General features: G+C 66.7%; 16 protein-coding genes. 6 read left to right on the top strand and 10 right to left on the bottom strand.

Features of this window, described 5'->3' with window-relative positions; translation table 11 throughout:
* Positions 1-133: 133 nt before the first annotated feature.
* Together LuPra_RS06125 and LuPra_RS06120 are read left to right on the top strand one after the other, a co-directional pair.
* On the top strand, positions 134-907 hold the full coding sequence (locus LuPra_RS06125) for a GDSL-type esterase/lipase family protein (protein WP_110169925.1): 774 nt from the start codon (positions 134-136) through the stop codon (positions 905-907).
* A gap of 40 nt (positions 908-947) precedes the next feature.
* Positions 948-2,093 carry a M20 family metallopeptidase gene (locus LuPra_RS06120; protein WP_234800752.1) on the top strand — a complete coding sequence of 382 codons (1,146 nt, stop codon included), beginning with the start codon at positions 948-950 and terminating at the stop codon, positions 2,091-2,093.
* A 350-nt stretch (positions 2,094-2,443) separates the two neighbouring features.
* Here LuPra_RS06120 and menC read toward each other — a convergent pair whose 3' ends face one another.
* Positions 2,444-3,610: an o-succinylbenzoate synthase gene (menC, locus tag LuPra_RS06115; RefSeq protein ID WP_110169924.1), complete on the bottom strand. Its 1,167-nt coding sequence runs from the start codon at positions 3,608-3,610 to the stop codon at positions 2,444-2,446.
* A 363-nt stretch (positions 3,611-3,973) separates the two neighbouring features.
* On the opposite strand from menC, the gene LuPra_RS06110 reads away from it, so the two are divergent.
* Positions 3,974-4,831 (top strand): GNAT family N-acetyltransferase, encoded by an 858-nt coding sequence (locus LuPra_RS06110; protein ID WP_157898799.1) that lies wholly within the window; start codon positions 3,974-3,976, stop codon positions 4,829-4,831.
* Here the strand turns inward: LuPra_RS06110 and LuPra_RS06105 are convergent.
* The 4 genes from LuPra_RS06105 to fdnG all read right to left on the bottom strand — a co-directional run bounded on the left by LuPra_RS06105 (position 4,794) and on the right by fdnG (position 12,141).
* A complete protein-coding gene (locus tag LuPra_RS06105; RefSeq protein WP_157898798.1) occupies positions 4,794-5,687 on the bottom strand; it encodes a glycerophosphodiester phosphodiesterase family protein in 894 nt (297 codons plus the stop codon). The genes LuPra_RS06110 and LuPra_RS06105 overlap by 38 nt on opposite strands.
* A gap of 259 nt (positions 5,688-5,946) precedes the next feature.
* Positions 5,947-6,777, bottom strand: coding sequence for a formate dehydrogenase accessory protein FdhE (locus LuPra_RS06100; RefSeq protein ID WP_110169921.1), 831 nt, complete (start codon positions 6,775-6,777; stop codon positions 5,947-5,949).
* Between the two features lie 4 nt (positions 6,778-6,781).
* Positions 6,782-8,974, bottom strand: a complete 2,193-nt coding sequence (locus LuPra_RS06095; RefSeq protein WP_110169920.1) for a 4Fe-4S dicluster domain-containing protein — start codon at positions 8,972-8,974, stop codon at positions 6,782-6,784.
* Positions 8,971-12,141: a formate dehydrogenase-N subunit alpha gene (fdnG, locus tag LuPra_RS06090; protein ID WP_418001405.1), complete on the bottom strand. Its 3,171-nt coding sequence runs from the start codon at positions 12,139-12,141 to the stop codon at positions 8,971-8,973. The genes LuPra_RS06095 and fdnG overlap by 4 nt, the downstream gene beginning before the upstream one ends.
* A 317-nt stretch (positions 12,142-12,458) precedes the next feature.
* On the opposite strand from fdnG, the gene LuPra_RS06085 reads away from it, so the two are divergent.
* Entirely contained in the window at positions 12,459-12,752 is a 294-nt protein-coding gene (locus LuPra_RS06085; RefSeq protein WP_110169918.1) for a hypothetical protein, read from the top strand.
* A 99-nt stretch (positions 12,753-12,851) separates the two neighbouring features.
* On the opposite strand, the gene LuPra_RS06080 is transcribed toward LuPra_RS06085, so the two are convergent.
* From LuPra_RS06080 to LuPra_RS06060, 5 genes are all read right to left on the bottom strand, one after another.
* Entirely contained in the window at positions 12,852-15,071 is a 2,220-nt protein-coding gene (locus LuPra_RS06080; protein ID WP_110169917.1) for an MtrB/PioB family outer membrane beta-barrel protein, read from the bottom strand.
* Between the two features lie 12 nt (positions 15,072-15,083).
* A complete protein-coding gene (locus LuPra_RS06075; protein WP_110169916.1) occupies positions 15,084-16,139 on the bottom strand; it encodes a DmsE family decaheme c-type cytochrome in 1,056 nt (351 codons plus the stop codon).
* Positions 16,140-16,199: 60 nt separating this feature from the next.
* Positions 16,200-17,600 (bottom strand): cytochrome C, encoded by a 1,401-nt coding sequence (locus LuPra_RS06070; RefSeq protein ID WP_110169915.1) that lies wholly within the window; start codon positions 17,598-17,600, stop codon positions 16,200-16,202.
* A gap of 9 nt (positions 17,601-17,609) precedes the next feature.
* Positions 17,610-17,936 (bottom strand): c-type cytochrome, encoded by a 327-nt coding sequence (locus LuPra_RS06065; protein ID WP_157898797.1) that lies wholly within the window; start codon positions 17,934-17,936, stop codon positions 17,610-17,612.
* A gap of 317 nt (positions 17,937-18,253) precedes the next feature.
* Positions 18,254-19,783, bottom strand: coding sequence for a DEAD/DEAH box helicase (locus LuPra_RS06060; RefSeq protein WP_234800749.1), 1,530 nt, complete (start codon positions 19,781-19,783; stop codon positions 18,254-18,256).
* 261 nt (positions 19,784-20,044) lie between these two features.
* Between LuPra_RS06060 and LuPra_RS06055 the strand changes: the two genes are divergently transcribed.
* Positions 20,045-20,605, top strand: a complete 561-nt coding sequence (locus LuPra_RS06055) for a DUF2585 domain-containing protein (protein WP_418001404.1) — start codon at positions 20,045-20,047, stop codon at positions 20,603-20,605.
* A 401-nt stretch (positions 20,606-21,006) separates the two neighbouring features.
* Positions 21,007-22,473, top strand: coding sequence for a Gfo/Idh/MocA family protein (locus LuPra_RS06050; RefSeq protein WP_234800748.1), 1,467 nt, complete (start codon positions 21,007-21,009; stop codon positions 22,471-22,473).
* Positions 22,474-22,636: the final 163 nt, after the last annotated feature.

Below are 22,636 nucleotides of genomic sequence, written 5' to 3'. Positions count from 1 at the left end.
AGAGACACGTAGGCGTTGACCTTCGGGTCGACGCGGGCGATCCGCCGACCTGAAGGTCGGCGGCTACGTCGGTGAGTCGTCCGGCGGGCGCCGCGCTGAGTCGCGATAGAGTTCTCAGGGAACCCTCGACATCATGCCTCCCATTGACAATGGTTCCGTCCCGGCGCCGGCCACCCACAGTACGGTGAAGCGTGCGCTCGGGGGCCTGATATCGCTCGGCCTCGGCCTGGCAACGCCCGTCAGCGCCCAGCAGCCCATGGACCCCGCCGTCCGCTTCGCGCAACGGGTCGCGGCCTACGAGACCCTCGACCAGGCGACGCCGCCACCAGCCAACGCCATCCTCCTGGCCGGGGACTCGCAGTTCGATCGCTGGACGACGTTCCGGGAGGACCTGTCCGGCTACACGGTGATCAACCGCGGCATCGACTCGTTCCGGACCGGCGACCTGCTCCAGTACATCGACCGGCTGGTCATCCGCTACAAGCCGCGCGTGGTCGTACTGCATGTGGGCGGCAACGACATCCACCAGGGCAAGACGCCGGAGCAACTCCTGGCCGACACCAGGATGTTGGTGACACGGATCCGGGCTGGCCTGCCGGGCGCGACCATTGCCTGGTCGAGCATCACGCCCGGACCGGGGCGCTGGGACGAGGCGCCGCAGCGGATGCGCGCCAACGCCCTGATCAAGGCGTGGATATCGACCGAGAAGGGCCTGTCCTTCATAGACCTGTGGGATGCGATGTTGACCACGGACGGCACGCCACGCGAGGACCTGTGGGTCGCCGACCGCATCCACCCGAACCACGAGGGGTACTTGATTCGCGTGCGACTGACGACACCGGTGCTGGGCCCGCCGGATCGCAAATGGGCGCGGGCTCGTACAGGGGCGACAATGGCTTGGCAATGACCGACAAGGGAACGCGGGCTGCGCGAGTCGAGTGCGCCTCGTGAGGATCGACGCGCTGGGTTTGAGGGACGCGTGCGCAAACCGGCGCGACTCGCTCGTGGAGGCGACCGCCGGGCTCGCGCGCATCGAGTCGCCCAGCGGCGACGAGGCGGCTCTCGGTCATTGTGCCGACGCCATTGCCGCGCTGCTTGACGGCGCGGGTGCCCCGGTCGAGCGGGTGCCCCGTTCGGGCGCCGGCGCGCACCTGCGCGCCACGATCGGGTCGGGCTCACGCCAGGTCCTGTTGCTCGGGCACTTCGACACCGTGTGGCCAATCGGCACGCTCGCGCAGATGCCGGTCGCAATTCGCGACGGACGATTGCACGGTCCGGGTACCTTCGACATGAAAGCCGGCCTGGCCATCGCGATCCTCGCTGTGACAGTGGCGCGGCCGCACCTGCGCGATCTCCGCGTCCGCTGCCTGTTCACGACCGATGAGGAGATCGGCAGCGGCACGTCGCGCGACCTGATCGAGGACGAGGCGCGTGCGAGCGCCGCCGTGCTCGTCTTCGAGCCGGCGTTGCCAGGCGGCGTGCTGAAGACCGCCCGCAAGGGTGTCGGGACGTATCGGCTCGACGTGCGGGGCATCTCGGCTCACGCGGGCATCGCGCCGGAGGCAGGTGCGTCGGCGATCACCGAACTCGCCCTGCAGATCCTGGCCATGCATGCGCTCCAGGCGCCCGAACGCGGCACCACGATCAACGCCGGGGTCGTCGCGGGAGGGTCGCGCTCGAACGTCGTCGCCGAGCACGCGCAAGCCGAGATCGACGTCCGCGTGAGCGAGGCGGACGAGCAGGCGCGCATCGAGCAGGCCTTCGCGGCGCTGGCGCCGCACGACCCACGGGTGCGGCTGGCGTGGCAGGGCGGCTTCGAGCGGCCGCCCCTCGAGCGGGGCCCGCATGTGCAGCGCTTGTTCGCGCTGGCGCGCGAGGCCGGCGAGACGCTTGGCCTCGACGTGCGGGAAGGGGCGACCGGCGGCGCGTCGGATGGCAACTTCACCGCAGCCCTCGGCGTGCCGACGCTCGACGGCCTCGGTGCGATCGGTGACGGCGCGCACGCGCGGCATGAGCACGTGGAGATCGCGTCGCTCTCCGACCGCGCCGCACTCGCCGCCGCGATCCTGCTCGCGATCGACGCTCGTGCATAGCCGTCGGACTGTCGACCAAGGTCGACGGCTACGACAACCAGGTGACCGAATCGCGCCCCCGATTCGCGATCCGCGATCCGCGTCCGTCGACCTGAAGGTCGACGGCTACGTCCACTTCCCAGGTGTAGGCGCCGACCTTCGTCCCAGGTGTAGGCGCCGCCCTTCTCCCGGGTGTCAGCGCCGACCTTCTCCCGGGTGTAGGCGCCGCCCTTCTTCCCGGGTGTAGGCGCCGACCTTCAGGTCGGCGCTGACACGCAGCGGCGTCCGAATCTCCGGGAGCATCACTGACCGTCGACCAAGGTCGACGGCTACAACGACAAGACGTAGGCGTCGAGCTTGCTCGACGCGGATCAGGGAGCCCTGAACTGGCGCTGCTCGATGGTGATCTCGTCGAGGAATGCGTGATCGATGTCGACGCCGATGCCTGGCCCCGTGGGTACTTCGACGGTGCCGTCGGCCGCGACCTCGAAGGGCTTGGTGATCACGTCACGCGCCCAGTACCGCTTGCTCGCGGAGATGTCGCCCGGCAGCGAGAAGTTTGGCAGGCTCGCGAGCGCGAGGTTGTGCGCGCGGCCGATGCCGCACTCGAGCATGCCGCCGCACCACACGGGCGCGCCGTGCGCCTGGCAGGTGTCATGGATGCCGAGGGCCTCGGTGTAGCCGCCGACACGCCCGATCTTGATGTTGATCAGGCGGCAGCTGCCGAGCGCCAACGCGTGCGCCGCGGCTCTCGCGTGCACAATCGACTCGTCGAGGCAGATGTCGGTGCGGAGCCCACGCTGCAGCGCGGCGTGGTCGACCATGTCGTCGTGCGCGAGCGGCTGCTCGATCATCAGCAGGTCGAAGGCATCGAGTTGACGCAGGTGTTCGGCGTCGGCCAGCGTGTACGCCGTGTTGGCGTCGACCGACAACAGGCCGGTTGGATACGCGTCGCGCACTGCCCGCACCACGTCGACGTCCCACCCCGGCTTGACTTTCAGCTTGATGCGCTGGTACCCCTGCGCGACGTGGGCCAGCACCTGGTCGACGAGGGTCGGGATGGTCTTCTCGATGCCAAGGCTGACGCCGACGGGTACTCGATCACGCGTGCCACCGATGGCCGTGCGGATGGAGAGGTCGCGCGAGCGGGCCGCGAGATCCATGAAGGCGAGTTCGAGACCCGCCTTGGCCATCTGATGACCCTTGAAGCGCCGCAGCGCCGCCGCGACGTCCTCGACCGACGACAGCGGCCGCGACAGCAAGGCGGGAATGAAGCAGTCGACCAGCACGTGGCGCGCCGTCGTGATCGTCTCGGCGCTGAACAACGGCTGATCGTCCGCGACGATCTCTCCCCAACCCTCGACGCCATCGGCTTCCATCCGCACCAGCGGCACCACCCGCGCGTCCATGCGGCCGAAGCTGGTCTCGAAGGGACGCACCAGCGTCAGCGAGATCAGCCGGATATCGATTGACGACAGGCGCACGGGCGCCGCCGCAGCAAGGGTTCGGGTCGGGGACGACGTGCCGGCCAACGTCATGCGGGGGATCGTACACAACAACGCTTGACGCCTAACGCCTCCAGCCTCCAGCCTCCAGCCTCCAGCCTGCGGGCTACGGCCTGCGGCCAATGGCTCATCTCTTGTGGCTTATGGCTTATGGCTCACGGTGCCCGGAATGGAAACGGTTCAGGTGTCGGAGGAACGCAGCGGACGTCCCTCGGCGCGTCAGACGGCCGGCGCGAGCAAGCTCGACGCCTACACTTTCCGACGCACGCCGTGCGCTCTGGCTTTCGACATTCCGGCATTCGCAGCATTCCGGCATCATCTGGCCCTTGTGACCGTCAGGCGGGAACGGTCGGCGTTAGGCGTTAACCTTGCTGGCGCATGACGATGCAGCAGGCCATGGCACGAGACGGAGGCGACGCCTCATCCAACGCACCGTTGGAGTTCCGGGAACTCACGACCGTCGAGGATATCCGGCTCGTGCAGGACATGGAACGCCGCGTCTGGGGGGCCGAGGACATCGACGTGAGCCCCGTCTTGCTGATGGCGGCACTCGTGAAGTCGGGCGCGCTGCTGCTCGGGGCGTTTCTCGACGGACGGATGCGCGGTTTCGCGTTCTCGGTGCCCGGCGACCGGCACGGCCACCGTCTTCACTGGTCGCACATGACCGGCGTCGACGAGGCGCTGCGCAGTTCCGGGCTGGGGACGCTCTTGAAGCTGGAACAGGCGCGCCGCGTGGCGGCCCGCGGTTACGCGCGCATCCAGTGGACCTACGACCCCCTGCAGAGTCTCAACGCGCACCTCAACCTGGTGAAGCTCGGCGCGAGTGCGGACGAGTACGCCGAGCACGTGTACGGTGATTCGACGAGCGACCTGCATCGCGGCGCGCCGACCGATCGCTTCATCGTGACGTGGCTGCTCGACGAGGCCGGCGTGCCGATGCGATCGCCGCGCCTGGCTCGTGCCGCCGGACAGGAAGGCGTCGCCGCGGGCACCGTCGTGACGCAGGGCGGCTGGGACAGGTATCACGCGGACGGGGAGCTGCCGACGGCACCCGTCATCCGCGTCCCGGTGCCTGCCCGATTCTCGGCCATGCTGCAGGAAGCGCCGGACCTGGCCATGGCGTGGCGCATGCAGACGCGCGCGCAGTTCGAGGCGCTCTTTGCCGCGGGCTACGAGGCCGTCTCGTTCCGCCGCGTGGGCGAGAGCGGCGAATACATCATGGTGAATGAGGTGCCTTGTCCGGATTGTCCGTAATCACGCCATCGGCACCCTGCGCGATCGCCTCGCGCATCTCGGTGCCGACATCGGCATACGTTCCGGGCGCAGACGCCCTGAAGGTGTAGGGCGTGACCAGCATCCCGCGCGAGCGGGCACGCGCGGCCAGCGTCGGATCGGTGCGTAACACCTGCTTGTCCGGGCTGAGTCCGGTCGCGAACGTCCGTGCTTCGGCCAGCCCCTGATCGTTCGTCCACCGCGACGCATCGGCCGGGCCGAACAGCAGGTGCACGGGCAGTGGCGTGCGCAGCTCGCGGGTGAGGATCTGCAGGCTGCTGACCGTGAACGACTGCAGCAGGACCGGCGTGCGTGGGTCGGCCCACGGTCGATCGAGCCCGGCGGTTTTCAGTTCCGCCAGCATGGCGGCCTCGATGCCCGGGTACAACTCAGGTGACTTGAGCTCGATGAACAGCCCTATCTTGCCGCGAACCGCCGCGATCGTCTCGCCGAACGTCGGGAGGCGGGTGCCGGCGAACTTCGGATCGAACCATTTGCCTGCGTCCAGGCGGCGGACTTCCGCCAGCGTGAAGTCAACCAGCGGCCATTGACGCCGTGCCTCGCCCTTGACGACCACCTGTCGGCCGCGCTCGGGGAAGACCTCTTCCACGTCGGTCGTCCGCTCGAGTGTCGTGTCGTGCAGGATCACCAGCGCGCCGTCCTTCGTGCGCTGCAGGTCGAATTCCACGAACGTCGCGTGCTGCTCGGCCGCGAGGGCGAACGCCGGCACGGTGTTCTCGGGTGCGTACGCCGATGCACCGCGATGCGCAACGACCCAGGGCGTGGGTGGTGGGCCCGCCGCGTCAGGCACCGCCACCGCGCTTGCGACGACGGTCACGAGTACCGCAAGAAATCCTGTCTCGCAAGCCCTTGTCTTTCCCGTGTGGACCATGCCGGCCATTGTCGCGCACGTGCCTCATGTCGCGCAGCCCCGAACACCGGCCCCTTTGGGGGGCATGCTGCTCGGGGTTGGGAGCGCGCGCCGTGCCGCAGCGCCGCCGCATGCGAGCGGCCGTAGTGTCGGCGTGCGATTGGCGCGAACCGGCGTTCCGTGTAGTGCCGGAACGCCGCATCGAATTCCGTCGGGCCCGGCGAAACTACTGATGGGGCGCGGGCTCGAAGTCGTAGAGCGACGCGGCCATCCTTTTCAGCCCACGATCGTGCGCGATGAGGTCGAGGTGGAGTGACGACCAGTCGGCGAGCAGGAGGGCCTCGTTGGCTTGCCCGTCGTATGTCTTGAGGTAGCCGCCACAGGACTCGCAGTGGTCGAGGCGCAGCCCGCCTTCTCCCTCGATGGTCACGCTCGCGAGCCGTTGCGCGTCGGTTTCACAGAACGGGCACCCGGTTCGCTTGAATTGCCACCGCGTGCCGCAACAGCCGCACGAGAGCAGGCGCTTGCGCCCGGGGTCGGCGCCAACCAACTGGGCCATCGCGGGCAGGCATCCGCAGGTCGGACAATACCTGCGCAGCCACCGATCCTCGTCTCGCCAACCGTCGAACGCATTCACCACGGGGCGCAGGAACCGCGCCATCGCCGTCCACGCCAGGTAACGCAACAGCCCGGGGGACGGCGGGGTGAGCGTCTCGTCGCCCCGGAGGAAGTCCACGATCCGGCGCGAGACCTGAGGCTGGTGCAGCAGGTCGGTCTCGAGCGTGCGCGTCTCGGCCACGAACCAGTCCGGCGACGTTGCCGATGCCATGCGCCTGACGAGCGCTGCCGCCATGCGCCCACCAGGTTCGAGATCGACGGCCGCGTCGCTGCTCGACAGGAGAGGCACACCAGCGAGAAAGTCCAGGCGGTAGTCGTCCCAGTCGGGAATGCGGGCGTCGAGGACCTCGATCCCGGCCGCCGCGAGATCGACCTGCGCGGAAAGGTCAGCAAGCGGCCGGAGGTATGCGTGCGCCTCCAGCCACAGTTCCCGATTCATCGGCTCAATGTCCCTCGATGGGCTGCGCCTTCGAGAGGACCGGCATCAGGCGGGCCGCCAGGCCGAAGAGGAAGATCGTCGCGGCGATCAGGCCGATCGAGACGCCCCACTCGACGATCGACGGCACATAGGTTTCCGGTGCGACCCAGGGCATGCGGCCCCGGAAGGTCATCGCGAAGAGGACGACGTTCATGCGGTTGTACGCCACACCACCGACTGCGAGGACCGACGCAACGCAGAGCACGTCAGGCCGCTGCCGAAGCGACCTGCGCGACAGCAGGATGAGCGGAAGCACGCCACCGAGGACGATCTCGGCCGCGAAGGCCAACCCGAGGCCACCGGCGAAGGCTCCGGCTAGCTGGTTGCGGATCGCCATGTCTCCAAGACGAAACACGAGGTAGACGAGAAGCGCCCAGAACGTGATCTGCCCGACCGACGCGAGTCGCGCGATCTCGATCGGGCGGCGCCACCCCTTCGCGATCCACATGTCGATGACGATCACGAGCGCTGTGCCCGCGGCGATCGACGACAGGAAGAAGGAGACGGGCATCACGGGCGACCACCACTGCGGGGCGAGCATGTTCGGCATCAGCAGGTAGAGGGAGCCGAGTGAGCTCTGGTGCATGGTCGAGAGCGTGACGGCGGCGATCGCCAGCATGATCGGCTCGGCGTGCTCGTCGCGGGCGCGGAAGATCCAGGCGAGGGCGCCGAAAACGATGGCGGTCCCGAGGGCGTACAGGACGTTGCGCGACAGCATGTAGACAAACAGCGTCACCGCTGCAGCCACGTAGGCGCCGTTCCATCGCCGCCACGCCGACGCTGCCCGGTGGTATCCAAAATAGTCGAACGGGACAGGCAGGAACTCGAGCAGGAGGATCGTGACGTAGAGGCCGACGCACCAGGACACCTCGAACATGGCGGAGTGTTCCGGCGCATTCAGGGCGAGCGCGTAGGAGTGCCAGGGCAGGCCGAGGTCGGCGATCAGCGTGACCGTCACGAACGAGTAGCTCAGGAGCCCCATGAGGACGGCGCTGCGTCCCAGCCCGTAGAGATCCTTGCGCTGGAAGACATAGATCACGCCAGCCATCGCGAATGCGCCCGCGGCCACCGCGATCCACACCAGGTCAAAGAGGATCCACAAGCCCCACGGGTACGTATCGGAAAGGTTGGTGCTGCCGCCGAGCCCCAGGGCGAAGCGCGCAACGAACGAGATGGCACCGAAGGCCATGAGCAGCAGGAGGACCCAGTTGAACGGGGTCATCAGCGCGCTCCGGAGGGGCTCGAATTCAACGTGACCGTGGTGGGCATGCCTGGACGCCGCCGATGCATCCGCCACCGCCTGGGCCCGCTTGCGGAAGAACGCGTACGAGGCACCGAGCAAGGCGCCAACGGCCATGACGGCAGGGGGGACTGCGCCGAGTGCCGTCTTCGTGAAGGCCGGAAACGGTTTGTCGCCGTACGTCGGGAAGCCGAGTTTGTCGAACGGCACTCTCGACAGGTACAGCACGCTCGTCCCGCCCAGCTCCTTCTCGCCGTACACGTGGTCAACGTACTTGTCGGGGCGATCTGCGATGCGCTTGTGCGCGAGCGCCAGCATCTCGTCGCGCGTGCCGTATCGCAGGGCGTCGGCGGGGCACGCCTTGACGCAGGCAGGAATCGCCATGGTGTCGGCAAACTGCTTCGCCGCTTCGAGCGACAGGGGCTGGCCATTGAACGTCGTGGGCGGCGGCTGGGGGGCGCGGTCGGCGCAGTGCGTGCACTTGGAGATCTTCGGGGCGCGCGTGTTCCAGTCCGAGGTCGGCACATCCCAGGGACATGCCAGCGCGCAGTATCGGCAGCCGATGCAGTCGTCGACGTTGTACGACACCGGACCGTCGGACTGCCGGTAGAGCGCCGTCGTCGGGCACGCGGAGACGCAGGCCGGCTCCAGGCAGTGGAGGCACCGCTGCATGACGAACGCGGATTCCAGGCCTCCCGGCTTCTGCGCGTTCTCGAACTCGTGGAACGCGATGAGCGTGAGCGTCTTCGCGCTGAGCGTCGCCGGGTTCTGGAAGCCCAGGTCGTCCTGCAGCTCGGTCTGCTCGCCGTCGCGCTCGTTCCACTGCTTGCACGCCACCTGGCACGCTCGGCAGCCGATGCAGTTCGAGATGTCGATCAGCGTTGCCCTGATCGGGCCCTCGGTCGCCACTGGCGTCATGTGCGTCCCCTTGGTGTCTCTGATCGTCGTGTGCGACGGCGGCCGGCGGCGACCACGTTCACGAGGCACGCCTTGGTCTCCTGGGTACCCGCTCCGGGATCCGCGGCGTCGATCGTGAGGTGGTTGACGCTCGGCCCGGTCGACAGTCCCTGGAAGCCCCAGTTGTACGGCATCCAGACGACCGTCACTTCCTGGTCGCCGATCTTCAGCGCCTTCATGCGCGGCGTGACGAGGGCCTTGACCTCGAGTTCACCGCGCGCAGACGAGACGCGGACCCAATCACCTGATTCGACCCCGAGTTTGCTGGCGAGGCTGATCGGCAGCTCCAGGACTGGCTCGGGAATCAGCTCGTTGAGCCATGGGATGTTGCGCGTCGTCGAGCCCGCGCACCAGTGCTCCGCGACGGTGGACGTCATCAGCACGTAGGGGAACTTGTCGACGGTGCCGATCGGCTGATGCGACTTGACGCGCGGATACTTGAGCATCGGGTTGCTCTTCACGCCCGGATGCAGCACGTTGTCCACCGGGCTCTCGACGGGCTCGTACATCTCCGGCAGCGGACCGTCCTTGGGCACGTAGGCCACGTCGCGCCAATAGTCGGTGAACCTCGCGTCGGGGTCCGAGTAGACGGCCGCGAAGAGACGACCGACCCCCTCCGCGCCCAGATGGAAGGGCCGCTGGCCGTTCGGCGTGTCGGGGCCGTCGGTCACAACTGGTACGTCCGGCACGTCGTGTCCGGTCCAGCGCCTGGTCTGCTCGTCCCACCAGATGATCGGTTTCGAGCCCGGATAGGGTTTGCCGTCCTTGTCGCACGACGCGCGGTTGTAAAGGATCCGCATGTTGTTCGGCCAGGTCCACCCGAAACCCGGGTAGAGGCCGAGGCCTCCCGGATCCGTTTGGCAATCGCGGCGCTTCGAGAGGTTCTCGCCGCCGGCAAAGACACCCGCGTAAATCCAGCAGCCAGACGAGGTGGACCCATCGGCGCGGAGATCGCCGATCTTGCGGACGAGTTCGCCCTTCTTGAGGCCGGTCTCCGGGTTGTCGCGGAGTGCATACCCGTTGATCTCGCGCAGGACGTCCTCGGCCGTTGTGTAGGTCCAGAAGGCCTTGTTGATGATCTCGTCTCTCGGCTCCTTCGAGTCGTGGACCATGTCGCGTACCGCGCGGAAGACCTGATCGACGATCAGGCCGTCTGGCCTGGCTTGCCCCGGAGGCTTCACGGCGGCGTGGCGCCATTGCACCATGCCGCCCGAGTTGCTGATGGTGCCGTTCTTCTCCATGAAGAACGCCGCTGGCAGCAGGATCACCTCCGTGTTGATCGACTTCGGATCCACCCCCGGACGCTTCCAGAACGCTGCGGTCTCCGTTTCCCAGATCTCCTGGACCACGAGCGTCTCGAGTTTGTCCATCGCCTCGAACGTCAGGTTCAGGTTGGGCAGCGTGACTGCTGGATTCTGGCCGACGATCCAGAGCATCTTCAGCTTGCCCGCGAGCGCGTCCTCGAACATCGGCATGGTGCCGTAGTCCTTGGTGGCGATGCGCTTGGGCAGCCAGGCATACGCGTAGTCGTTTTCCGCGGTAGCGGCGTCTCCGAAGAATGCCTTGAGCGTGTTGACGAGATAGCGGGTGTCGGCGATGCCGTTCTTGCGCGCGTAGTGGTAGATCGTCGGCTCGGCATTGGTCGCCGAGTTGAGGTAGCCGGGCATGTAGTTGTAGAGCACCGCCATGTCGCAGGCGCCCTGCACGTTCGGCTCGCCGCGGAGCGCGTTGACGCCGCCGCCGGGCTTGCCGATGTTGCCAAGCAGGAGTTGCAGGATCGTGAACGAGCGAATCCCCTGCACACCCGTCGTGTGCTGGGTCATTCCGAGCGCATAGAGGATCGAGCCCGGCTTGTTCTTCGCCATCGTCTCGGCGATCTGCTTGATCTGATCGGCCGGAATGCCGGTGATCCGCTCGCCCATCTCCAGCGTGTACCGCGAGACGAAGGTCTTCAGTCGCGCGAACACGCAGTGCGGATCGTCGAGACTCGTCGCAAGACGCGGCTTGCCCTTCGCATCGAGCTGGTATCCCCAGGTCCTGGTGTCGTAGGTGTGGTGTTCCTCGTCGTAGCCGCTGAAGACGCCGTCCTTGAAGCTGAAGGCTTCGTCGCCGAGGTAGAGGGCGTTCGTGTGGGTGACGACGTAGTCCTCGTCGTACAGCCTGTTGGCGATGATGTGACTGATCATCGCGTTCTGGAACGCCACATCGGTGCCGGGCCGGATGCGCGCGTAGACATCGGCCGCCGCCGAGGTCCTCGTGAATCGCGGATCGACATGGATGATCGTCGCCCCGTTCTCCTGTGCCTTCCGGATCCACTTGAAGGCCATCGGGTGGTTCTCGGCGACGTTGCTCCCCTCCACCAGGATCGTCTTGCAGTTCTGCAAGTCGACCCAGTGATTGGTCATCGCTCCCCTGCCGAAGCTTGCCCCCAGACCGGGGACCGTGGGGCTATGTCAAAGCCTGGCCTGATGCTCGACGTACGCAAGGCCGAGAAGCCGCGCCGCCTTCTGGAAGAGGTAACACTCCTCGTTCGTGTTCTGTGCGCCGCCCATGAAGCCGATCGCGTCGGTGCGATTGACGGGCACTTCTGCGAGAGGACCCTCGTGGGGGACAAACCGTGGGGCGCTCGAGGTCCGGTCACCGGCGGCGCGATCCACGACGAGGTCAGGCGCATCCACCTTCTCGGTGGCGATCCACGTCTCGTCACGCGTCTTTCGAATCTTCTGCGCGACGCGTTTGATCGCATCGTCCCAGGTGATGTCTTCCCAGTGGTCGCTGCCAGGTGCCCGGTAGCGGGGCGTCGTGAGCCGGCTCGGGGAGGCGTGCGTCGCGAACATCGAAATGCCTTTGACGCACAACGACCCGCGATTGACGATGTGGTCGTAGTCGCCCTCCATCGTCAGGAGTTTGCCGTCACGAACGACGGCGATCATGCCGCACCCGCACGAGCAGAAGTTGCACGAGGTGGTGAACTCGCTGACCTCCGAAAGCTTCAGGTCCTTCGTCGCGGCCCGCATGGCGGGAACGTCGAGGAGCCCGCCGAGTGCGAGTCCGGAGCCGCCGCCGAGGGTCAGCCTGAACAGGTCCCTGCGGCTGATTGACGAGTTCGGTGTGGCATCGCCATGCACCAACACGGGGTCGGAAGGCCCGCCGTGCTGGGACAGCCCGGCGCTACCGCGAGGGCTCTCGGAGGGGTCTTGGTGCGACGGATCCGACGATTCATCCATGGGTGACATGACCTGCTCCCCTCGCCACCACGAGGCGAGCGCGCTATCCGTTCATGGCTATCTGTCTCGCCGCGCGAGAACCCGGCTCCGATTGCCGCTAAGTTGCATTCGGGTCGACCACGTGTCAACTCTTCTTTGGACGAGAAACACGCCGTCAGCCTCCAGCGTCCAGCTATTCCGCTATGCTTGTGCGAGATTCACGCAGGAAGGGGGCCTTTGTGCAGCGCAACATCCGTCGCAGAACGTTCATGACGACCTTGGCCATGCTGAGCGTCCCGCTGTTCGCCTTTGCCAGGGACGGAAACTGGAACACGCCGCAGGACAAGGAGAAGGAGAGAGAGAAGCAGAAGGAAAAAAATAAGGAAGAGAAGGAAGAGAAGAAGGAAGAAGCAAAGGACAAGGCCAAGGACGCGGCTGAGGACCACGACAAGGTCGTTGATGGCCCCGGGACGGATAACAGCCAGGATCGGCGTCAGGATCGACGCCGCGACCAGGTCAAGCCGAAGCCATAGAGCCCCACCGCACGTGAATTGAAGTGCACCGCGACGTGCCCGCTGTCAGGCACGTCGCGCTGGATATGGCCATGCGCCGGCCAAGCGCAGGTTCTCGATCTACCAGAGATACGTTGCCTTGAGCACGACGGTGTGGGCCGTGTACGGATCCCACCCGTAGTTCATCAGCAGGAACGTGTTGCTGTGCGCGAGGCGGTCGAGCGTCTGCGATCCGAGCGCCCAATCGTTCACTTCGAACTGGTCGTAGATGTAGGTCAGGCCCAGCGAGAGGTTGCGCCGCAGCCAATAGGCCGAATTCACACGGGCCTGCGTCCACTTTGTGAACGCGTCCGGGAGGTTCACGGGCGGCGTGAGCGTGCTGTCGGCAGGCACGCCGTAGGTGTACGTGTTGTCCGACTTGGTGTAGTCGTAAGTCACGCCCAAATCGAGCTTGTCGCCGATCTTCGGCACCTCGAAGTACAGGTTGAAGGTGTGCACCTTCTCGTCGATGGTGTCGTCCCAGTTGCGACGCGCGTCGGTGAAGGTCGCGTCCGGCGGCGGGTTCGCAGTGCGGCTGGCCTCGAACGAGCCAAAGGTCTCGTAGAGGTAGCTCGCGCCCATGTTGTATTTGTCAGTCGGCGAGTAGTCGACACCGAAGCCGAAGCTGTCCCAGTCCTGGCTGCGTAGACCGAACTCGACGTCGGGCCGTTCGTCGTTGCCCACCGCCGCGTTGACATTGACCGACAGATCCGTCGTCGGCAAGAACGTGACGACGAACTGGGCGACGTCGCGATCCCGGTCGCTGAGGTCGGCGTGCCGCAACCCCGGCTGCTCGCCGTAATGCTCGAGAATCTCGGGATGGAAGCCCTTGCCTCGCCGCTCCTGCCGGAGGTAGCCGGCGCGCACGGTGACGAAGGGATTGGACGTCCAGTCGTACGCCAGACGCCACGAGTTCTCCTCCGTGGTGTCGTAGATGCGGTGCGTGCGATCGATCTCTTCCCGCACGAAGCCAAGCTTGAACGCACCGTTGCGGAACGGCGTGAACGACGAGTCGAGTTCCACGGTGGACCGGTTGAATGAGTAGGGGTGCGACGACTCTCCGTCGGGCAAGCTCACCAGCGACGTGTCGTAGTTCACCTTCTGGTTGTACTGGAACTCCGGCGTCTTGTTGTTGAGATCGTACGAGCGGTAGGCCGCCGACAGCCACAGCGACTTCAACGGTCGGGTGTTGAACCGGAACATCACCGTCGTGACGTCGATGTCGCCGTCCACCGACGTCCGCGGCAGGGGCGGCTGGGCGATGGCCGTGTTGATGGTCCAGGGCAGGATATCCACGTCGCTCGCCAGCATCGACTGACCGACGTAGCCGGTGAGACGGCTCCGAGCCGGGAGCGCCACCGAGCCTGTCGCCGAGATCGTGTGCATCGTGCTCGACGGCCAGCGCGCCATCCGCCCCGTCCCGGTCAGCGTGGGCGTGTCGGTGATTCGCAATGGGTTGTCCCAGGCCAGGGACTCCGCCGAGCTGTCAAAAAACGAGCCGTCGTACCCGGCGCGGACCAACGCCTTGCCGTTGGACCACTCGGCGTTGGCCGCCAGTTCGTTGTTGCGCGTCTGGATTGGCGCCGGGGCCTCGTAGTTCGAGGCGAACCCCAGGCTGATGCCGAGGGGCTGATAGCCCTCGCGGCCCGTCGATGTGAACGCGAGGTTGAGGTCGACGTTCTTGCCGGCCTGGAACTGGCCGCCGATCCTGGTGATGTCCCGTTTCGAGCGCAACTCGAACGGCATCGCGTACGCGTCGACGGCCGGATTCAGCGTCGCCGTCCCGTTCTGAATCGACGACTGCAGCGCATCATCGACCGTGACCGTCGTGTCGTTGACGACGGTGTAGGGGGTGCGTGTCGAGTAGTCCTGCTCGTAGGGAATCTGGTTGTACTCGAACCAGCCCTTGAAACCGCCGAACTGCTCGTACTCTGCCGAGTATCGCTGGTCGCGATAGCCAACGTTGTCGGCCTCGGCGCGCCACAGGCGATCCTGGTTCTCGCTGGTGTAGCGGAATCCTTCCACGACCGGCCCGGTCCGCTTGTCGTGGTACCGGTTGTAGCGGGCCTCGTCGCCGCTGACGTCGGTGATGCGGACGCCGAAGTCCACCGACCGCAGGTTGACGTCGAGCGGCGCGCCGGTCGGCTCATCGGCAGCCGCAGCCGGCACGGCGGGCTTGGCGGGCGCAGCGGGTGGCTGCGCGGGGGCCGGCGCAGCCGGCGTAGCGGGAGTCTGGGCCAGGAGCGGCGTCGCCGAAAGCAGGACGCCGAACAGGCCGACGGCAAGTGTGCGTGTCGTCATGATCGTGTCCTCCTAGCGAAGCAGCGTGACGCCGGACGGGTGGTTACTTCCGTGGATGGCGGAGTGGCAATTGACGCAGCCGCGCGACAGCATCTGTTTGCTCTTATTGTTCAACTGCACCTGGTCGTAAATCGTTGCCGGATGCCGCGAGTGGTTGTGGCATCGCTGGCACAGCATCGGCTGCTTGGCGATGAGCATGCGTTCATGCGGCGAGCCGTGCGGGTCGTGGCAACTCGTGCAGTTGTCGCGTACCGCCGCGTGCTCGTGCAGGAACGGCCCACGCTTCTCCGTGTGGCAGCTGATGCACGACTCGTTCAGCCAGTTGCCCACCTTGAGCAGCTTGACGTTGACGGCCCCGTGCGGGTTGTGGCACGACGAGCACTCCATCTTGCCTTCGGTGACCGGCATGTGCGAGGCACGGCGCATCTTGGCGGCCTGCTGCTGATGGCAGGACTGGCACAGCTGTGTCTGCGTCTCGGCCTTCAACTGGGCCTCGAACGATTTCGGGGCGTGCACGCTGTGGCACGACGCGCACGCGAGGTTGCGCGAGTCGTGCGCGCTGCCGTCCCAGAGCGCGTGCGGGCCCCTGGTGTGGCAGGACAAGCACGTCTCGTTACCTGTCCGCGCATCGACCTTCGTATTGCCGAAGCGCAGGATCTTGCCCTTGTCGTCGTCGTCCACGTGGGCCTGGCCGGGCCCGTGGCAGCTCTCGCAGCCACTGTTGGCCATCGGTGTGCGCGGGTTCTTGATGCGGCCGTGGGCCGTCTTGTTCACGCCGCCCTGGTCTTCGTGGCACTCGAGGCAGACGGCGTCGCCGGCATAGCCTGGCGCGGGTTGGCCGTTGGCCAGCATCGCCTTGAACTTGCCGGCGCCCGTCACCAGCGCCGCATGCGCCGGCGTTGCTGGTGGCACGGGCGCAGTGGGCACGGCAGGAGCGGCACGAGGCGTCGGGCGGACGACCCCCTCTTGATCCCTGCCGCCCTGTGCATCGATCGACACGACGGTGACTGCGGCCCACATCGTGAGCACGGCAAGGATGCCGGTCCACGCATTCGCTGCTCGCCTCATCTGGTCCTCCAGCGCCCCGGCGCGACGGGGTGACCCTGGTGCCGCTCGCCCTCCACGCGCTTACTGAGTTGCGGGGGCGATTTCCTCTTCCCGGTGGCAGGTTTCACAGTCCTGCTTGATCACCGAGCCATCCTTGGCCTTGTGCTCGTCGTCATGACACCGGAAGCAGCCGTCGGTGTCGGTGTGGCCGGCGTTACTGGTGTAAGTGCCGAACGTGACTTTCATCGCTGGGAAGACGTACGCGCCGTGCAGATCCACGAGTAAGTCACTCGCGGCCTTCACCCGGCCAGCGTCGACAGGACCGGCGACTGCGCCCTCTCCGGCGTAGAACTTCTCGAGCGCTGATGCAATTGCCGTGCGCGCCTGCTCATGCGTGGGGTACTCGGCCTTCAACAGCTTCACGGCCTCACGTCTCAGGTACGGCAAGCTGGCATCGAGGCGACCGTCGGCAAAAGCACGGTCCACCGCTCTTTCCGCGCTGGCAATGAAAGGATGCGCGACTTTATTGTGGCAATCGACGCAGTCCATCCGGCGATGTTCACCGCCCGCTTTCGCGGCGTCGAAGCCGTCGACGACGAATTCCTTCACCTCGCCCTTCGCGTTTTTTACGCGGACCCAGGGGATTTTTCCACGACTCTCATCCGTCGCCACGTAGTCGACCTCCACATCCTTGGAGGCGTGCCAGTGGAATCCGGAGGCAGACCCGTCCGGTTTGGTGCCACCCACCAGGAGTGTCAACAAGGTCTGCGTCGGCGTGTTCGCCTGGTCGTCGCCGATGTCGGTGAACAGGCGACGACGTTCGCCGGTCCAGCGCGTCGCGCCGTGGCACCTGCCGCAGGTCTGGATGGTCGGCGGACGGTACTCGATGGGCGAGGGGACTGGCGTCGGATACTTGCCCGTAATCACCTGCATCAGCTGCGCCGTCCCACGGGTCTTGGCCATCACGAATCCCTGCGCGCCCGTACCGATGTGACAGCCCGCGCAGGCCACCTTGGTGTGTGCCGGCCCGCGCTGCCACTGCACGTAATGCGGATCCATCTGGGTGTGACACACCTGGCCGCAGAACACCGGCGAGTCCATGTAGTGGATGGCCTCGACGCCGGCCGCAGTCACAAGCAGCGTGTTGGCGACGGTGGCGATGGCCAGGAGCAGCACCCAGCCGCGGACACGGGTATCGCGCAGGTCGAGCGAGGGCCACGCGAAGGGCGCCTTGCCCTGGCGCGCACGACGACGCGCGAGCCAGGTACCGGTGGGGATGAGCAGCAGGCCCAGCACGAACAGCGCCGGCAGCAGGACGAAATTCAGCAGCCCGAGATAGGGATTCTCGAGGATGCCGATGCTCTCGACAATGAAGAGCAGCACGAAGAGCACCGCGCTCAACGTGGTGAGCGCGGTGCCAAAGGCGGCCACCGGATGCGCGGTGAACGCACGCGGCAGAATGGGCCGGCCGTCCTCGGTCAACGGTCTGTCCTACTTCAGGCTCTGCATGTAGGCGACGAGCGACTTGAGGTCCGCGTCGGCGAGTTTGTAGGCCTTCATGTGGATCTTGGGCTTCTCGGCGAGCTTGGCTTCCATCTCGGCAGGCGCCGTGATCCACTTGGTGATGTCGTCGCCCGACAGCTTGCCGCCGACGCCGTCGAGTGGGTACTTCTTGTTCCCCTTGCCCTCGATCGCGTGGCACTGCTGGCACTTGTTGGCCGTGTACAGGGCCTTGCCCTTCTCGACGTCCTGGGCGCTGGACAGCGCAGGCAGGGCGATGAACGCGGCGAGGACCGCTCCGGACGCAATACGCTTCATCACACGTCTCCTTCTCGCAAGCGAGCAGGCACACACATTGGGTCGGCTACGTCGACCACGGCGCCAGATCTGCATCGCGGCTGCGATGCAGCCTTACCATGCTGCCGCGGGATCGGCAGCGGGGTTTACCGCAGGCGGAGGATAACGCAGGCGACCCCGCGCGGGAAGAGGTAAGGGAACAGTGAAATGCCGATCCGACCAAGGCATAGGTCGCCGCGGCTCCGACACAACAACGTCGCATGACGTCGCATTTGCCGCGCGGCGATACGCAGGCGTCGAGCTTGCTCGACGCCTGCGCTGGGCCGGAGCGGCCGACTCTAGCGCGTACGCCGCCCCGGGCCTCGCCCGCCAGGACCGCCACCGGGCCGTCCTCCACCAGGACGACCACTGCCGTGCGGCCGGGCGTGCATGGCTGGCGCCGGGCGTGTGTGTGACGGATCGCTCGAGGGACGTCCCTGTCCACCGCCCTGCCCTGACGGACGCGCTGGCCCGGACGACGAGCGCTGTCCCTGTGGCGGAGCCCCGGCGCCCTGCCCGGTCGTACCGTGACGTGACTGACCAGGCCGGGTCAGCGGCCCCGTGGCGCTACCGCGCACGCTGCCGGCCGGCCGTGCTGCCCGGGCCGCGGCTTTGGCCTGGGCGCGAGCCCGCTCCTCGGCCTTGCGCTTGCGGATGGCGGCAATACGCTCGGCGATCGGGATCTCGAGGCGCGCGTCGGGCCGCGCCGTGTAGTCGAAGTCGGGCAACTGGACGCGCGGCAACCGTTTGCCGACGACCTTCTCGATCAGGTTCCACTCGGCTTCTTCCTCGCGCGAGACGAACGTGAACGCCTCGCCGGTGGCCTCGGCCCGACCCGTGCGGCCGACACGGTGGATGTAGTCCTCGGCCGCGACCGGCACGTCGAAGTTCACGACATGGCCCAGTTCAGAGACGTCGATGCCGCGGGCGGCGATGTCGGTCGCGACCAGGACCGGATACTCGCCGCTCTTGAACCCGGCCAGCGCCAGCGTGCGCTGCGCCTGCGATCGGTTGCCGTGGATGCGCGCGGCCTTGACGCCCTGCCTCTCGAGGTAGGCCGTCAGGCGATCGGCGCGATGCTTGGTCCGCGTGAACACCAGCGCCTGCGTCATTACGCCGCGCGACAGCAGCGCCGCGAGCAGCGCACCCTTCAGGTCCTGAGAAACCGGGTAAATCGCCTGGGTGATGCCAACGGCGGGCGCGGCCTGGCGCGCCAGGTTGATCGTCGCCGGGTTGTCGAGGAGCTCGCGCGTCAGGCTGATGATCGGAGCCGGCATCGTGGCGCTGAAGAACAGGGTCTGGCGCCGTGTGGGCAGGTGCTTGAGCACCCGCTTGATGTCGGGCAGGAAGCCCATGTCGAGCATGCGATCGGCCTCGTCGAGAACGAGGAACTCGAGGCCCGACAGCTTGGCGTAGGGCGATCGGAAGTGGTCCAGCAGCCGGCCGGGCGTGGCGACGATCACGTCGACGCCGCGGCGGAAGGCATGCTCCTGCGGCCCCATGCCGACGCCGCCGAAGACGGCCGCCCCGCTGATCGGCGTGTGCACCGCAATGTTGTCCAGGTCTTCGAGGATCTGCGCGGCCAGCTCCCTGGTGGGGGTCAGGATGAGTGCCCGCGTCGTCCCCCGCGACTTGTCGAGAAGCTTGTGGACGATCGGCAGCAGGAAAGCCGCGGTCTTGCCGCTGCCGGTGGCTGCGCAGGCAAGCACGTCTCGTCCGGCGAGGGCCGGGCCGATGGCATCGGACTGGATGGGGGTCGGACGCGTGAACCCAAGGTCCTTGAGGGCGCGCGTGAGGCTGGGATGCAGCCCGAGGTGTGAGAATGGCACACCACAGTTTACGGGAACCGGGAACCGGGAACCGGGAGTCAGGTACCGGGAGTCAGGTAGGGCCGGCTCTCCGAGCCGGCCATCACCGCAGCTCTCCGAGCCGGCCATCACCGCAGCTCTCCGAGCCGGCCGTCACCGCGCCGGAGCGGCAGAGGGGGTGGACCGCTCGGAGAGCGGTCCCTACCTGACTCCGCGATCGGCGTTCGACGCTATCGTAATGCGGTGACCCGACGCTCCGGCTGGCTCTCGTCGTTCGGCCTCCTGACCAGTCCGCGCACGGTGGCAGCCGTCGGCGCCCTGATGGCGGCCACCGGACTCGTGCTGCTCTTCATGGGCCGCGTGCCCATGTGCCGGTGCGGGTACGTCTCGCTGTGGCACGGGCAGGTCAACAGTTCGGGCAATTCGCAGCATCTCTCGGACTGGTACACGTTCTCGCACGTGATCCACGGTTTCGGGTTCTACGGGCTGCTGTGGCTGGTCGGCCGGCGGCTGCCTATCGGCGTGCGTCTCGCGCTCGCCGTGCTGCTCGAGGGCAGTTGGGAAATCCTCGAGAACACCGACATGGTGATCAACCGCTATCGCGAGGCGACCATCGCCCTCGACTACTACGGCGATAGCGTCCTGAACTCGCTCAGCGACATCGGCGCCATGGTCCTCGGCTTCGTGCTCGCCGCGCGCCTGCCGGTGTGGGTGATCGTCGTCGCCACGATCGCCATGGAACTGGGCGTCGGCTACATGATTCGCGACAACCTGCTCTTGAACATCCTGATGCTGCTTTACCCCATTGAGGCGGTCAGGCAGTGGCAGATGGCGCCCCGGTGAAAGGACCGAGGAAGGAAGACGGAGGAGCGAGGTAGGACCTGAGGAAGGAGGAGGGAGGTCGGCCCGCGCCTTCTCCTCGTCCTCCCTCCCCTGCCCGTACCTCCGCCCTCGTTCCCCTGCCCGTACCTCCGCCCTCGCTCCTTGCCCTACCTCCGCCCTCGTTCCCCCTGCCTTACCTCCGTCCTCGCACTTGCCTTACCTCCGTCCTCGTCCCCGCGGTGCTACCTCCGTCCTCGTCCCCTCGGTGCTACCTCCGTCCTCGTCCCCTCGGTCCTACCTCGGTCCTCCGTCCTCTCTCCTCCGTCCTCTCTCCTCCCATCTCCCGTGGTGATAGACTTCCGGGTTTAGACAAGCAATGTTCGGGTGCCGTCTCTCGTGGCGTGCCCCGTATGGAGACCACAGTGGCAGATCAACACTCAGGCACAGGGTTGTCGCGGCGCGAGTTTGCGTCCCGGCTCGGCGTGACCGCTGCGGTGGTGGCCGCTGGCGGCCACTTCCTTCCGTCGACGGCGATGGGCGCGACGCGCATTCAGGGCGCCAATGACAAGGTCGTGACCGCGAGCATCGGCATCCGCGGCCAGGGCAACGGCCTCAAGCGCGGCTTCGCCAAGCTGAAGAACGTCGAGATCAAGACGATTGCCGACATCGATCTCAATCTCGAGGCCGAGCGTGTCAACGACAAGGCGCTCGCCGACGTCCCGACGTTCAAGCCGACCTTCGTGCAGGATTTCCGCCGTGTCCTCGACGACAAGGACATCGACGCCGTCGTCATCGCCACGCCGAACCACTGGCACGCGCTCATGACCGTGATGGCGCTGCAGGCCGGCAAGCACGTGTACGTGGAGAAGCCCTCCAACTACACGATCTGGGAAGGGCGCCAGGAGGTCGAGGCGCAGAAGAAGTTCGGCAAGATCGTCCAGGTCGGCACGATGAACCGCAGCCGCCCGGCCGTCCGCCAGGCGATGCAGTTCCTCAAGGACGGCGGCATCGGCAAGGTCTACATGGCCCGCGGCCTGTGCTTCAAGGCGCGTCCGCCCATCGGCAAGTATCCCGATGGCCCGCTTCCCGCCGGCCAGACCTACAAGCTGAATACCGACGCCCGCCCTGAGCCAGCCTGGGACGCCGCCTACCTGTCGAAGGTGGATTACGACCTGTGGCTCGGTCCGGCCGCGAAGACGCCGTTCAACGTCAACCGCTTCCACTACAACTGGCACTGGAACTGGTCCTACGGCAACGGCGACACCGGTAACCAGGGCCCGCACCAGTTCGACATCGCACGCTGGGGTCTCGGCAAGATGGAGCACCCGGCCAAGGTCAGCTCGTTTGGCGGCTACTTCGGTCCCGAGTCGGCTCAGGAGACGCCCAACGTCCAGACGTCGCTCTTCGAGTACGCCGACGGCACGGTGCTGGAGTTCGGCACGCGCGGCGAGTCGACCAACGACGAGGGCACCGTCAAGATCGGCAACCTGTTCTACGGCACCGACGGCTGGATGTGGGTCGATGGCGACGGCCGCAAGTGGCAGTCGTACAAGGGGCGCAGCAAGGACGAGAAGGGTCCCGGATCCGAGGCGCCGCCGGGATCGGGCGGCAGCGACCCGAACGTGCTCTTCAGCATCGAGTCGCCGCACTACCAGAACTTCGTCGACGCCATCCGCGCCAACAACCCGAAGCTCCTGACGTGCGACATCATGGAGGGCCACCTCTCATCGGCCCTGCCGCACCTGGCCAACATCGCGTACCGGACGGGCCGCCAGCTCCAGTTCGACGGCAAGTCCGAGACGTTCGTGAACGACAAGGACGCCGACAAGTACTTGACCCGCGAGTACCGCAAGGGCTGGGAGCTCAAGCCACTCGCGCGCACCGAGTAGCGCAGAACCGATCGGACTTCACCCGGCCCCGGTGTCGCGAGACGCCGGGGCCGTCGTCCTCCGGTGCAGGCTCACGGTAGGGCCCGCTCTCCGAGCGCGGCCCGTGCGGTCACACCGGGACCAGTCTCGCAACCCTACAGCCTTGAAGGTGCGCCGGGCGTGA

Origin of the sequence: Luteitalea pratensis, from assembly GCF_001618865.1 — a bacterium.
GTDB classification, from domain to species: Bacteria; Acidobacteriota; Vicinamibacteria; order Vicinamibacterales; family Vicinamibacteraceae; genus Luteitalea; species Luteitalea pratensis.
This window is presented reverse-complemented; position numbering and strand designations above follow the sequence as displayed.

Bases quoted from the DNA above. Each gene is read 5' to 3' on its own strand.
- LuPra_RS06110 (WP_157898799.1), top strand. From the start codon at position 3,974: ATGGCACGAGACGGAGGCGACGCCTCATCCAACGCACCGTTGGAGTTC.
- LuPra_RS06125 (WP_110169925.1), top strand. From the start codon at position 134: ATGCCTCCCATTGACAATGGTTCCGTCCCGGCGCCGGCCACCCACAGT.
- LuPra_RS06075 (WP_110169916.1), bottom strand. From the start codon at position 16,139: ATGAGGCGAGCAGCGAATGCGTGGACCGGCATCCTTGCCGTGCTCACG.
- LuPra_RS06100 (WP_110169921.1), bottom strand. From the start codon at position 6,777: ATGAATCGGGAACTGTGGCTGGAGGCGCACGCATACCTCCGGCCGCTT.
- LuPra_RS06080 (WP_110169917.1), bottom strand. From the start codon at position 15,071: ATGACGACACGCACACTTGCCGTCGGCCTGTTCGGCGTCCTGCTTTCG.
- LuPra_RS06095 (WP_110169920.1), bottom strand. From the start codon at position 8,974: ATGACGCCAGTGGCGACCGAGGGCCCGATCAGGGCAACGCTGATCGAC.
- menC (WP_110169924.1), bottom strand. From the start codon at position 3,610: ATGACGTTGGCCGGCACGTCGTCCCCGACCCGAACCCTTGCTGCGGCG.
- LuPra_RS06065 (WP_157898797.1), bottom strand. From the start codon at position 17,936: ATGAAGCGTATTGCGTCCGGAGCGGTCCTCGCCGCGTTCATCGCCCTG.